The organism is Variovorax sp. GW823-FHT04B03 (assembly GCF_058796495.1).
Genome location: NZ_JBXAIT010000002.1, coordinates 193833 through 205904, shown reverse-complemented (window position 1 = coordinate 205904; position 12072 = coordinate 193833). Strand labels below are relative to the sequence as shown.

Genomic DNA, 12072 nt, shown 5'->3' with positions numbered 1-12072 from the left:
CATTTCGCCGGATAAACGTTTTGTGACGGCGGGTTCAACCCAGTGTGTAACATGTGGCCCGTGAAACGCCGGGGAGAAACTTTTTACCCGGAAACCTCTCCGAACCGCATGAACAAGCCGTTGCCAGATCTTTCCCCAACTCCTTCTTCATCGTTGATTGCACGCCGCAGCCTCATCGCGGCCCTTGCTGTCTCTCCCATGCTTCCCGCCATGGCCCAGTTCCGGGTCGAGGTGTCGGGCGTGGGGCTGACGCAGTTGCCGATCGCGCTCGTGCCTTTCCGGGGGCAGGACGCCTCGCCTCAGAAGATTTCCGACATCGTCCAGGCCGACCTCGAACGCAGCGGCCAGTTCCGCGGCGTCGATGCCTCGGGCCAGGCGCTCGACGAATCCTCGCGTCCCGACCTCGCCCTGTGGCGCCAGCGCACTGCCGATTCGCTCGTGGTGGGCAGCGTGAGCCGGCTGGGCGACGGCCGCTACGACGTGCGCTTTCGCCTGTGGGACGTCGTGAAAGACCGCGACCTCGGCGGTCAGAGCTACACCGTGCCGCAGGGTGACCTGCGCCTTGCCGCTCACCGCATCGCCGACTACGTGTACGAGAAGCTGACCGGTGAGAAGGGCATCTTCTCGACCCGCATCGCCTACGTCACCAAGGGTGGCAGCCGCTACTCGCTGTGGGTGGCCGATGCCGACGGCGAGAACGCACAGGCCGCGCTCGCCAGCCCCGAGCCGATCATCTCGCCCTGCTGGTCGTCCAACGGCCAGCAGTTGGCGTATGTGTCCTTCGAGTCGCGCAAGCCCGTGGTCTACGTGCACAACGTGGCCAGCGGCCAGCGCCGGCTGCTCGCCAACTTCAAGGGCTCCAACAGCGCCCCGGCCTGGGCACCCGACGGCGGCTCGCTGGCCGTCACGCTCAGCCGCGATGGCGGCTCGCAGCTGTACACCATCCCGGCCAGCGGCGGCGAACCGCGCCGCCTGACCCAGAGCTCGAGCATCGACACCGAGCCCGTGTACTCGGCCGACGGCAGCACGATCTACTTCGTGAGCGACCGCGGCGGTGCGCCCCAGATCTACAAGATGAGCGCCAGCGGGGGCAACCCGACGCGGGTCACCTTCAGCGGCACCTACAACATTTCTCCATCTGTCAGCGGCGATGGCCGGTGGTTGGCCTACATCTCGCGGGTCGGCGGTGCGTTCAAACTCCACGTGATGGAGTTGGCCAGCGGCAATGTCGCCGCGATCACCGACACCACGGCCGACGAGAGCCCGAGCTTCGCACCCAACAGCAAGCTGATCGTCTATGCCACGCACCTGCAAGGCCGCGAGGCGCTCATGACGACCACGCTGGACGGAAAGATCAAGGCCCGCCTCGCGGGCCAGGCGGGAGACATCCGTGAACCGGACTGGGGTCCGTTTCAGAAGCAATAAGCATTGACCAGATAAATTTACTTGAGGAGTTCGCAAATGTTGAAACGTACGATCTATTCGCTCGCCATCGTGGCGCTCATCGCCGGTTGCTCGTCGGGCACCAAGCTCAACGAAACGCCGGTCACCGACCGCAGCGGCACGGCCGGCGGCCAGCAAGGCGGCGCAACCGCCGTGGCCCCGGTGACAATCGACCCGAACGCCAACACGGCGCAAGGTCCGGTCGGCGTGGCACGCATCGTGTACTTCGACTACGACAGCTACACGGTCAAGCCCGAGTTCCAGTCGGTGATCGACGGCCACGCGCGCTTCCTCAAGGGCGCCACGCAACGTCGCATCTCGATCGAAGGTCACACCGACGAGCGCGGCGGCCGCGAGTACAACCTGGCCCTCGGCCAGAAGCGTTCCGAAGCCGTGCGCCGTGCGCTCACGCTGCTGGGCGTGAACGACAGCCAGATCGAAGCCGTGAGCTTCGGCAAGGAAAAGCCCGCGGCCCAAGGCTCGGGTGAAGAGGTGTGGGCGCAGAACCGCCGCGCTGAAATCCGCTACACCCGGTGATGCAGCCACGTGCCCTGTGGCGAGGCGCGGCCCTCGCCGCCGCCTTGTTCTGCGCGTCGGCCGGCTCGCAGGCGGCGCTGTTCGAGGACGACGAGGCGCGCCGCGCCATCCTCGACCTGCGCCAGCGCGTCGAAGCCATGCGCCAGCAGACCGACCAGCGCCTGGCCGACGAAAACGGCCAGCTGCGTCGCAGCCTGCTCGACCTGCAAAGCCAGATCGAGCAGATGCGCGGCGAACTGGCACGCATGACCGGCCAGAACGAGCAGCTCACGCGCACGCTGAGCGAAATGCAGTCGCGCCAGACCACGATCGACGACAAGCTCAAGCAGAACGAGCCTTCCAAGGTCTCGATCGACGGCCGCGAGTTCAATGCCGATCCGAAGGAAAAGGCCGACTTCGAAGCCGCCCTGGGCGTCTTCCGCTCGGGCCAGTTCGCCCAGGCCCAGACCGCCTTCGCCGAGTTCGTGAAGCGCTACCCGCAAAGCGGCTACAACGCGTCCGCGCTGTTCTGGCTCGGCAATGCGCAGTACGCCACGCGCAACTACAACGAAGCCATCGCCAATTTCCGCTCGATGCTCTCGCTCGCGCCCGACCATGCCAAGGCGCCCGAAGCCGTGCTGTCGATCGCGAACTGCCAGATCGAACTGAAGGACACGCGCGCCGCACGCCGCACGCTGGAAGACCTGACCAAGGCCTACCCGCAGTCGGAAGCCGCACAGGCCGGCCGCGAGCGTCTGTCGCGCCTGCGTTGATGCAATGACCGTTTCGGCGGAGTGTTCCGCTTGAGAGTGCTTCGATGACGCCTTCGGCTGAAGAAGCCTCGTCCCTCCCCATGGCCGCCGCGGATGTCCTCACCGACACCGCGGCGCCTGACTTTGCGCGCCGCTTCGGCGGCCTCGAGCGCCTGTACGGCGTGGCCGGTGCCGCGCGCATCCGCCACGCGCATGTGCTGGTCGTCGGCATCGGTGGCGTGGGCTCGTGGGCGGTCGAGGCGTTGGCACGCAGTGGAGTGGGGCGTCTGACGCTCATCGACCTCGACCACGTGTCGGAGTCGAACATCAACCGCCAGATCCACGCGCTCGACTCGACCGTCGGGCAGGCCAAGGTCGAGGCCATGCGCGAGCGCATCGCGCAGATCAACCCCGACTGCCAGGTGCTCGCCATCGACGAGTTCGTCGAGCCCGACAACTGGGCATCGCTGCTCGAGACCGCACAGGCCGCCCACGGGCCGGTGCATGCGGTCATCGATGCCTGCGACCAGGTGAAGGCCAAGCTCGCCATGGCCGCCTGGGCACGCACCGTGTCGCGCAGCACCGCGTTCATCACCGTCGGTGCGGCGGGCGGCAAGCGACAGGCGCACAAGGTCGACATCGACGACCTGTCGCTCGTCACCCACGACCCGCTGCTGGCCCAGCTTCGCCAGCGGCTGCGCAAGCTGCACGGCGCGCCGCGCGAAGGCCGCAAGATCGGCCTGGCCTGCGTGTTCAGCCGCGAGAGCGTTGCACCGCCCGATGCGTCCTGCCAGATCGACGCGGGCGACGGTTCGCTCAACTGCCACGGCTACGGATCGGTGGTCAGCGTGACCGCCACCTTCGGTCAATGTGCGGCAGGCTGGGTGCTCGACGAAATTGCGAGAAACACCACGCTATAATCCAAGGCTTTGCTGGATTCAACGTCGGCAAGAAGCAAGAAAAATGGTTCCGGGACGTTAGCTCAGTTGGTAGAGCAGCGGACTTTTAATCCGTTGGTCACTGGTTCGAATCCAGTACGTCCTACCACCGAGCCATGCGAAATATGAAAAGCCAGCTGTCACCCGACAGCTGGCTTTTTTCTTGGGTCCGACGCCAGGCAGGCGGTCAGGACGCCGGCTGTTGCCGGAGCCGCTTGAGCAGTTCACGCCCCACACCGAGCGCCGATGCCGGGTTCTGCCCGGTGATGAGCTCGCGGTCCATCACCACGTTCGGCGTGAACGGCGCCTGGTTGCTGCTGTAGGCGCCGCCGGCCTGCTGCAGCGCGGTCTGCGGATAGAACTTCATCGTGCCGCCCTGCAGCGCCGCCTTCGCAAGCTCCTCTTCCTGGTTGCTGATCACGGTCATGCGGTAGCCGGCGTAGATCCAGTCCGGTCGCTGCTCGACCGTGCCGCCCGCCGCGAGCCGGTTCGTGAAGCCCTGTGCGTCGGGCAAGGTGGAGAGCAGTGCGATCGGGCCGTGGCACACGAGGGCCGTGGTCTTGTGGTGCGCATGAAAGTCCGCGAGCAGCCGGCCCAGCGCGGGGCTGGTCAGCAGGTCCTGCATGGGCGCATGGCCGCCCGGCACGTAGACGGCATCGAAGCGGGCGTAGCCGATCTGCGCCACGCGCGACAGGCTGATCACCGGCGAGTCCGTGCGCGAGGTGAGCTTCAGCTTGTCGAGCAGTGCCTTGTGCTGCTTGAGGACGGCTTCGTCGCCATCGAAATACATCTTGTCGACCGACGACGCGTCCACGGTGGGCGCGTTGCCCTGTGGCGTGGCGAAGGTCAGCTGGTGGCCGGCGTCGAGCAGCAGCTTCACCGGCTGCATCAGCTCGTTCAGATAGAAGCCGGTGGCGAAGACCTTGCCGTCCTTCAGGTCGAGGTGGTCGGCATCCGACAGCACGACCAGCACGTTGGCGGCCTGCGCGCCGAGCGCGGCCAGGCCGAGGGTTGCGACCGCGGCGAGTTTGTGGAGCGAGTTCATGGGCGTTCTTTCCTTTCAGTTCTGGCGCAGCAGCAGCTCGCGCATCGCCGCGCCGACACCTGCGGCCGACTGCGGGTTCTGCCCCGTGACGAGCCGGCCGTCGACCACGACCTGCGCCGTCCAGTCGGGCGCCGGATGGTGGTGCGCACCGCGTTGCACGAGCGTGTTGGCGAGCAGGAAGGGCACGGTCTGCGCGAGGCCGACGGCGCGTTCTTCGTCGTCGGTGAAGGCGCTGAGGTTCTTGCCCGCGACCAGGTAGGCGCCGTTGCCCAGCGTCACGTTGACCAGCGCCGCCGGGCCGTGGCACACCGCGCCCACCACGCCGCCCGCTTCGTAGACCTCGCGGGTCACGCGCGCTGCGTCGGGGCTGGTCGGAAAGTCCCACATCGCGCCGTGTCCGCCGGCAAAGAAGATCGCGCTGTACTTCGAGGCATCGACATCGCCCAGGCGCTGCGTGTGGCGCAGGGCCTCGCGAAAGGCGCTGTCGTTCCAGTAGCGCGCATTGACCGCATCGCCGAGGTCCAGGCCATCGACTGGCGGCTCACCGCCCTGGATGGACGCGAGTTCGAACGCAATGCCGGCTGCTTCGAGCTCGGCCAGCGGGTGGGTCAGTTCGCCGAGGTAGAAGCCCGTCGGCTCGCCGCCGGTGGCGCCCTTGGTGCCGTGGCTGGTGAGCACCATCAGGACGGGGCGGATCGACGGCGCGGTGGTGGTGGAAGTCATCTGTAGCTCCTGGAGAAGGGTGAAGAGGCCGGGCCATGTGGCCCTTGAGATCGAATGTATTGATTGCCTCATCGGCGATAAACTGGCCAGTCAGGAAAACATTTGTTCTTCAGGAGGCAAGATGAGCCGACGATTCGATCACCTCGGGGATGTGGAGACCTTCGTCACCGTGGTCGAGAAGGGCTCGATGACGGCCGGCGCCGTGGCGCTGGCGACGACGCCCTCCGTGCTCAGCCGCGCGATCACGCGCCTGGAGGCGCGGCTGGGCGTGCAGCTGCTGCGCCGCACGACGCGGCGCCTGAGCCTTACCGAGCAGGGGCGGCTGTACCTGGAGCAGTCGCGCGCGGCCTTCGCGCTCATCGACGATGCCGAGCGCGCGATGCAGGGGCAGGGCGACGAGCTGACGGGCAGCGTGCGCCTGAGCGTGCCCACCACCTACGCCCATCACCGGCTGCCGGCGCTGTTGCAGCCTTTCTGCACCCGCCACCCGCAGGTGCGCGTGGAGCTGAACATCACCAACCGCAACGTCGACCTCGTGGCCGAGGGCTACGACCTCGCGATCCGCATGGGTCCGTTGCCCGACAGCGGCCTGGTCGGGCGCAAGCTCGAGGACGCGCCGATGTGCCTGCTGGCCGCGCCGGACTACATCGCGCGCGCAGGCGTGCCGGCGCGCATCGGCGACCTCGCGCAGCACGCCTGCCTGCCTTTCGTGATGCCCAGCACCGGCCGCGTGGCGCCGTGGATTCTTCAGGAGGACGGGCGCGACGTGGACTGGACGCCGCACGGCAGCCTCCAGGTGTCGGACGATGTGCTGGGCGTGGTTGCGCTCGCGCTGAGCGGGCTCGGGATCTGCCAGACCTACGACTTCATCGCGCGCCCGCTGTTCGCGCAGGGCCGCGCGGTGGAGGTGCTGGCGCTGGCATGTGGACGCTCGCGGCCGGTGTCGGTGATCTATGCGCCGCACCGGCGGCTGTCGTCCGCCTCGCGCGCCCTGATCGATGCGTTGGCCGGCGCGCCGGCCTGACGCGGTGCGCGGGGCTCAGCGGTCGAACGCGGCCTGCAGCTCGGCCTTGCCCGTGACGCCGCGGTGCAGCTGGAGCATCAGCAGCAGGCGTGCCTTCTGCGGGCTCAGGTCGCCCGCCATCACGGCGCCGGCCTCGTCGCTGGTCTTGCCGCCACCCACGAAGCCGTAGACCGGCCGCGTGCGGCCGTTGTGCACGCGCGTGGAGACGACCACCGGCACGCCTTTCGACAGCGCGTACTTGAGCGCCTCGAACATCGAGACGTTCATGTTGCCCATGCCCACCGCCTGCACCACGATGCCCTTGGCGCCCTGGTCGACGGCGTAACGCATGAGCGAGCCGTCGGCGCCGCCGAACATGGCGACGATTTCCACGCGCGGCATCTCGGCGGTGCCGATGTCGATGTGCTGGCGGCGCAGCGGCGCGCGGGTGAAGACGACCTTGTCGTCCCACACCTCGCCCAGGAAGCCGAAGTCGCCCGAATTGAAGGTCTCGACGTTGGCGGTGTGCGTCTTGGTGACGTTGCGCGCCGCGTTGATCTGGTTGTTCATCGCCAGCATCACGCCCTTGCCGCGCGCCTCGGGCGTGGTGGCGATGCGGATGGCGTTGAGCAGGTTGCGCGGGCCGTCGAAGTCGGGCGAGGAGGCATTGCGCTGCGCACCGATCAGGATCACCGGCTTGTCGGACTTGACGGTCAGGTCCAGCCAGTAGGCCGTTTCTTCCATGGTGTCGGTGCCGTGCGCGATGACGACGCCGGCCACCTCGGGGCGTGCGAGCGCGTCGTCGACGGCCTTGGTCAGGCGCGTCCACCACTTCGCCTCGATGTAGTTGGACGACATGGCCGAGAAGTTGTTGACCTCGATGGTGGCGTACTTGCCGGCATCGGGCACCGTCTGCATCAGGTCGTCGCCCGAGATCGCGGGCACCACGCCCTTGGTGACGGGGTCGATCTTCATCGCGATGGTGCCGCCCGTGGCGATGAACTGCACGACGGGTCGCGCTTGCGTCTGTGCCTGCGCCGACGTGGCCACGGCTGCCAGGCCGATCGTCGCAAGTGCGAGTGTCCTCTTCAGAGTCTTCATGGGTTTCCTTGGCGGTGTGAGGGTGCGCGCCGATGCTACGCGACGGCTGCGCCACACCGTGGACGCCAAGGAAGATGTGCCCCATGGGGCACGCAGACAGGGCTACGCCGGGGCGTGCCAGTCTTGCGTGGTCTGCGGCGAGAGGTTCACGGCGCCTTCGTGGCAGGGCTGAACCTCCAGGGGATCGCACGGGCTGCTGATCTGGCGCCCGTCGAACTTGATGCGGATGTGCGAATTGCTCGCGCCGGCGACGGTGCCGAGCCGGCCGCCGCAGATGACGCGGGCTCCTCTTTCGAAGCTGACGCCGTAGCGTTCGCGGATGTCCCTGAGGCTCATGTGATTCCCTTTGTTCCCTGTGCTGACAGTGAACGAATCGTCTCTTGGGCCCGCGTGGTACTGCGTAGGTCGCATTCCGTTACACCGTGTAGGAAAGAAGAGGGGTTGACGGAAGGCGGACGCCTCGGGGCCACTGGCGCGCAGAAATGAAAAAGCCCTCGCGAGGAGGGCTTTTGTCGGAATGTGGTCGTGAACTCTTACGCGGTCCACGCTACGGCAAAGATTCGTTTGCGGAAGTCATTGTTGTTTTTCTCGTCGCTATGACTTCGACGCGCTGGTATGAGATTCAGCTTGCCTGGCCAGGCAAATGCCCGATCGTTTCGGGCAACCGCGAATTATATACCAGAAAGAATCGGCCCCATCAAAAGCCTCTGACCGGCGCGCAGCGGTGCAGGCAAAAAAACAGCCCGCACGAGGGCGGGCCGGAAGGTGACTTGCTGGAGGAGGGAGGATCAGAGGTGCAAGCCACCGGGAGAAACCTCACTGTGCCCGGCGAATCTGTACGCAACCTGACCTCGCGAAAAGAGGCCCTTTGGGCCTTCAGTCTTCGTCTTCCCACTTGCCGATCACGGTGCCCAGCACGGTGAAGGGCACGCGCACGGCCTCGTGCGCGGGGTTCAGCGGCAGCAGCCAGCGGCGGCCGGCGTCTTCCTTGTAGACCTTGAAGGTGACTTCGCCACGGATGTCGTCGTCGAGCTTGGCGACCACGCGCTCGCCGTCGTCGGGCGTGGTGTGCTGCGGGTCGACGAAGACGATCGATCCGGCCGGGTAGCTCTTCAGGTGCCCGTGCGGCGAGGTCATGCTGTCGCCGCGCACGCGCAGCGCGTAGGTGCCGGCGCTGTGGTGCGCGATGCAGGGAATCCAGCGTTCGGCCAGCGTGGGCCGGGGCGGGGATTCGGCGCCGCGCCATTCGCCGGCCTGCTCCCACGAGATCAGCGGCACGGTGCCGGGCGTCTGGGGCGCGAAAGCCGGGCCGACGGGCGCGATGCGGGTGACGCGGTAGGGGCCGGGCGGCTCGTGGGCGTTGTCGCGTGCCAGGCGGATCTGCACCTCGTCCCACGGGGCGGGGCCGTCGCCGGTGTCGAGCCAGTTGGGGTCGGCGCGGTAGGCGCGTGCCAGGGCGAGCACGCTCATCGACCGGCTGGTGTCGCCACGCTCGATCTTCGAGATGCTCGACTGCTTGACGCCCGAAGCGGCCTCGGCCTGCTTCTGCGTCATCTTGGCGAATTTGCGTGCGGCCAGGGCACGTGAAGCAATAGTCTCCATGGGGTGGAGATTCAAGCGCAGATGAATATTCGTATTGGACTCTAAAATAGGAAAAAAAGGGAGGATCGATATGAAGCCACGCGAATTGGTGCAGGCGCTGCGGGCGCTCGGATTGACGCAAAAGCAGATCCAGGAACGCACGGGCATTCCGCAGCCCACGGTCAGCAAGATCGGGCTGGGGCGGGTGAGCGACGTGATGTCGCGCCACTACGTCGCGCTGCTGGCCGCCTACGAGCAGCGCATGAAGGAGGAGGCGCTGCGGCCGGCCCCGCACTACGGACCGCCGCCAGCCGGCGACTGAGCCGGCAACTGACCCGGAAGTGGCCGGATCAGGCCGGCTTGAGCCGTTCGGCGGGTTCGGGCGGCGTCAGGGCCAGCGTGGTGCTCACGCGCACGCAGTCCTTGATGTGCTGTTCGCCCAGCGCGCGCAGCGCGGCATAGCCGAGCGCGGCCGACACGACCTGCCCGGCGATGGGCACGTACTTGGTGGCCTGCTTGGCGGTGAGGCGGATGCCGGCGTGCCGGGCCAGCTTCATGAGCAACTCGCGCGTGACGAGCCGCCCCACAAGCAGGGCGCCGAGCGTGGTCGCGGCCTTCTGGATGCGCTCGCGCTGGTGCGGCGCAAGCTTTTCGACCTGGGTGACGGAGAGGCCGAACTCGGCGCTGATCTGCGGCACCAGGCGCGACAGCAGCGCCGCGTCGGCCATCCAGTCGACGCCGGGCAGCGGCACGGCGCTGGCGGCGGCGGCCATGAGGGCCTTGCGGCCGATCAGGCGTCGGCTGCGGTGGATGGCCGCGATGAGTTTTTCATCGCCCCGGGCGAGTTCGATCGAAGAAGGCATGCAGCGTGGCTCCTTGGCGGGTTCCCTGAGCGTGCCATGCTACCCGGCCCGTGCCGGCCGGCGGGTTGCCAGCCGCGCGCGGGCAGGGGGCTTAGGCCGCCAGCGCTTCGAGCTGGTCGGACAGCGCCAGCCAGCGTTCTTCGAGTTGCGCGATCTCGTCGTTGAGCGCCTTCAGCCGCTTGCCGGCGTCGGCGATCTCCGCGGGCGGCAGCGGTTCGGCCAGCCGGGCTTCGAGCGTGCTGCGCTCGGCGCTGGCCGCGGCCATGCGCTCGTCGATCTTGGCGATTTCCTTCTTCAGCGGCTTGGCCTGCTCGCTGCGCTGCTGGCGCTCCTGGGCGTCCTGCTTGCGCTGCTCGGGGGTGCTGCTGCTCTTCACTGGCGCTGCTGCAGCTGCAGCTGCGGCCGCAGCAGCCGCCGCCACGGCGTCCGCTTCGCGCACGGCCACCTTGGCCTCTTCGCGCAGGCGCTTGGATTCGTCGAGCAGGTAGCGCTGGTAGTCGTCCAGGTCGCCGTCGAAGTCGGTGACGACGCCGCGGCCCACGAGCCAGAACTCGTCGCACACCGAGCGCAGCAGCGCACGGTCGTGGCTCACCAGCATCAGCGTGCCTTCGAACTCGTTGAGCGCCACGGCCAGGGCCTCGCGGGTGGCCAGGTCCAGGTGGTTGGTGGGCTCGTCCAGCAGCAGCAGGTTGGGGCGCTGCCAGACCATCATCGCGAGCACGAGGCGGGCCTTTTCGCCGCCGCTCATGGTGCCCACGGGCTGCTTGACCATGTCGCCGCTGAAGTTGAAGCTGCCCAGGAAGCCGCGCAGGGCCTGCTCGCCGGTGGCTTCCTTGGCATTGCTGCCCAGTTCGCGCGCCATACGCACCATGTGCTCCAGCGGGTTGTCCTGCGGGCGCAGCACGTCGAGTTCCTGCTGCGCGAAGTAGCCGATGTTCAGGCCCTTGCCTTCGGTGACCTGGCCGGCCAGCGCGCCCATTTCGCGCGCGATGGTCTTCACCAGCGTCGACTTGCCCTGGCCGTTGGCGCCCAGGATGCCGATGCGCTGGCCCGCCAGCACCGAGCGGCTCACGCCGCGCAGGATGGTCTTGGGGGCTTCGCCTTCGATCTCGTAGCCGAAGCTCGCGTTGTCGATCGAGAGCATCGGGTTCGGGATGTTGCCCGGCTCCTTGAACTCGAAGGTGAAGTCGGCCTCGGCCAGCAGCGGCGCCACCTTTTCCATGCGCTCCAGCGCCTTGACGCGGCTTTGCGCCTGCTTGGCCTTGCTGGCCTTGGCCTTGAAGCGGTCAATGAACTTCTGCAGGTGGGCGATCTTGTCCTGTTGCTTGCTGAAGGCCACCTGCTGCTGCTCCATCTGCAGCGCGCGCATGTCCTCGAACTTGCTGTAGTTGCCGCCGTAGCGCGTGAGCTGGGCGTTGGCGATGTGCAGGGTGACGTCGGTCACGGCGTCGAGAAACTCGCGGTCGTGGCTGATGACGATCATGGTGCCGGGGTACTTCTGCAGCCAGGCTTCGAGCCACACCAGGGCGTCCAAGTCCAGGTGGTTGGTCGGTTCGTCGAGCAGCAGCAGGTCGCTCGGGCACATCAGCGCGCGGGCCAGTTGCAGGCGCATGCGCCAGCCGCCCGAGAAGCTGTTGACGGGCTCGTCGAGCTCGTGCGACTTGAAGCCCAGCCCGAGCACCAGCGCCTGCGCGCGCGGCACGGCGTCGTGCTCGCCGGCATCGGCCAGGTCGGTGTAGGCGTGGGCCAGCTCCATGCCGATGTCGGCGTCGTCGGGGTTCTCGGCGTAGGCGGCCTCGATGGCGGCCAGCGTGGCGCGCAGCTCGGTCAGGCGGGTGTCGCCGCCGACCACGAAGTCGGTGGCCGACTCCTCGGTCTCGGGCATGTCCTGCGCGACCTGGGCCATGCGCCACTGCTTGGGAATGTAGAAGTCGCCGCCGTCTTCGTGCAGCGTGCCGTTGAACAGCGCGAACAGCGACGACTTGCCGGCGCCGTTGCGTCCCACCAGGCCGACCTTTTCGCCGGGGTTGAGATTGACGGTGGCGCCGTCCAGCAGTTTCTTGGCGCTGCGGCGAAGAATGACGTTTTTGAGAGTGATCATGAGTGA

The 12072-nt window shown here is 67.4% G+C and carries 13 protein-coding genes and 1 tRNA gene; 7 read left to right on the top strand and 7 right to left on the bottom strand.

All coding sequences use genetic code 11. From position 1 onward, the window contains the following. Positions 1-108: 108 nt before the first annotated feature. The 5 genes from tolB (at position 109) to AC1RAD_RS09645 (ending at position 3758) form a co-directional block, all read left to right on the top strand. A complete protein-coding gene (gene tolB, locus AC1RAD_RS09665) occupies positions 109-1425 on the top strand; it encodes a Tol-Pal system beta propeller repeat protein TolB (RefSeq protein WP_492734650.1) in 1317 nt (438 codons plus the stop codon). A 36-nt stretch (positions 1426-1461) separates the two neighbouring features. Next, entirely contained in the window at positions 1462-1980 is a 519-nt protein-coding gene (gene pal / locus AC1RAD_RS09660) for a peptidoglycan-associated lipoprotein Pal (RefSeq protein ID WP_062470142.1), read from the top strand. Further along, positions 1980-2732: a tol-pal system protein YbgF gene (gene ybgF / locus AC1RAD_RS09655; protein ID WP_062470144.1), complete on the top strand. Its 753-nt coding sequence runs from the start codon at positions 1980-1982 to the stop codon at positions 2730-2732. Before pal ends, ybgF begins: the two co-directional genes overlap by 1 nt. A gap of 80 nt (positions 2733-2812) precedes the next feature. Further along, on the top strand, positions 2813-3631 hold the full coding sequence (locus AC1RAD_RS09650) for a tRNA threonylcarbamoyladenosine dehydratase (RefSeq protein WP_235926844.1): 819 nt from the start codon (positions 2813-2815) through the stop codon (positions 3629-3631). Between the two features lie 51 nt (positions 3632-3682). Further along, a tRNA-Lys gene (locus AC1RAD_RS09645) sits at positions 3683-3758 on the top strand. Positions 3759-3836: 78 nt separating this feature from the next. On the opposite strand, the gene AC1RAD_RS09640 is transcribed toward AC1RAD_RS09645, so the two are convergent. Together AC1RAD_RS09640 and AC1RAD_RS09635 are read right to left on the bottom strand one after the other, a co-directional pair. Continuing rightward, entirely contained in the window at positions 3837-4694 is an 858-nt protein-coding gene (locus AC1RAD_RS09640; protein ID WP_492734649.1) for a type 1 glutamine amidotransferase domain-containing protein, read from the bottom strand. A 15-nt stretch (positions 4695-4709) separates the two neighbouring features. Continuing rightward, positions 4710-5417 carry a type 1 glutamine amidotransferase domain-containing protein gene (locus AC1RAD_RS09635; protein ID WP_492734648.1) on the bottom strand — a complete coding sequence of 236 codons (708 nt, stop codon included), beginning with the start codon at positions 5415-5417 and terminating at the stop codon, positions 4710-4712. A 121-nt stretch (positions 5418-5538) separates the two neighbouring features. Here AC1RAD_RS09635 and AC1RAD_RS09630 point away from each other — a divergent pair, with 121 nt between their 5' ends. After that, entirely contained in the window at positions 5539-6441 is a 903-nt protein-coding gene (locus AC1RAD_RS09630; RefSeq protein WP_492734647.1) for a LysR family transcriptional regulator, read from the top strand. Positions 6442-6456: 15 nt separating this feature from the next. Here the strand turns inward: AC1RAD_RS09630 and AC1RAD_RS09625 are convergent, their stop codons facing one another. From AC1RAD_RS09625 to AC1RAD_RS09615, 3 genes are all read right to left on the bottom strand, one after another. After that, on the bottom strand, positions 6457-7521 hold the full coding sequence (locus tag AC1RAD_RS09625) for an asparaginase (protein WP_492734646.1): 1065 nt from the start codon (positions 7519-7521) through the stop codon (positions 6457-6459). Positions 7522-7623: 102 nt separating this feature from the next. Next, a complete protein-coding gene (locus AC1RAD_RS09620) occupies positions 7624-7857 on the bottom strand; it encodes a hypothetical protein (RefSeq protein WP_070060799.1) in 234 nt (77 codons plus the stop codon). Positions 7858-8397: 540 nt separating this feature from the next. Continuing rightward, entirely contained in the window at positions 8398-9123 is a 726-nt protein-coding gene (locus AC1RAD_RS09615) for a helix-turn-helix domain-containing protein (protein WP_083259139.1), read from the bottom strand. Positions 9124-9193: 70 nt separating this feature from the next. Between AC1RAD_RS09615 and AC1RAD_RS09610 the strand changes: the two genes are divergently transcribed. Further along, complete coding sequence (locus AC1RAD_RS09610; protein ID WP_062470169.1) at positions 9194-9424, top strand: helix-turn-helix domain-containing protein; 231 nt, start codon at positions 9194-9196, stop codon at positions 9422-9424. Positions 9425-9452: 28 nt separating this feature from the next. Here AC1RAD_RS09610 and AC1RAD_RS09605 read toward each other — a convergent pair whose 3' ends face one another. Both AC1RAD_RS09605 and AC1RAD_RS09600 read right to left on the bottom strand, forming a co-directional pair. Further along, positions 9453-9965, bottom strand: a complete 513-nt coding sequence (locus tag AC1RAD_RS09605) for a hypothetical protein (RefSeq protein WP_139701662.1) — start codon at positions 9963-9965, stop codon at positions 9453-9455. Between the two features lie 91 nt (positions 9966-10056). Beyond that, positions 10057-12066: an ABC-F family ATP-binding cassette domain-containing protein gene (locus AC1RAD_RS09600; protein WP_492734645.1), complete on the bottom strand. Its 2010-nt coding sequence runs from the start codon at positions 12064-12066 to the stop codon at positions 10057-10059. Positions 12067-12072 lie beyond the last annotated feature (6 nt).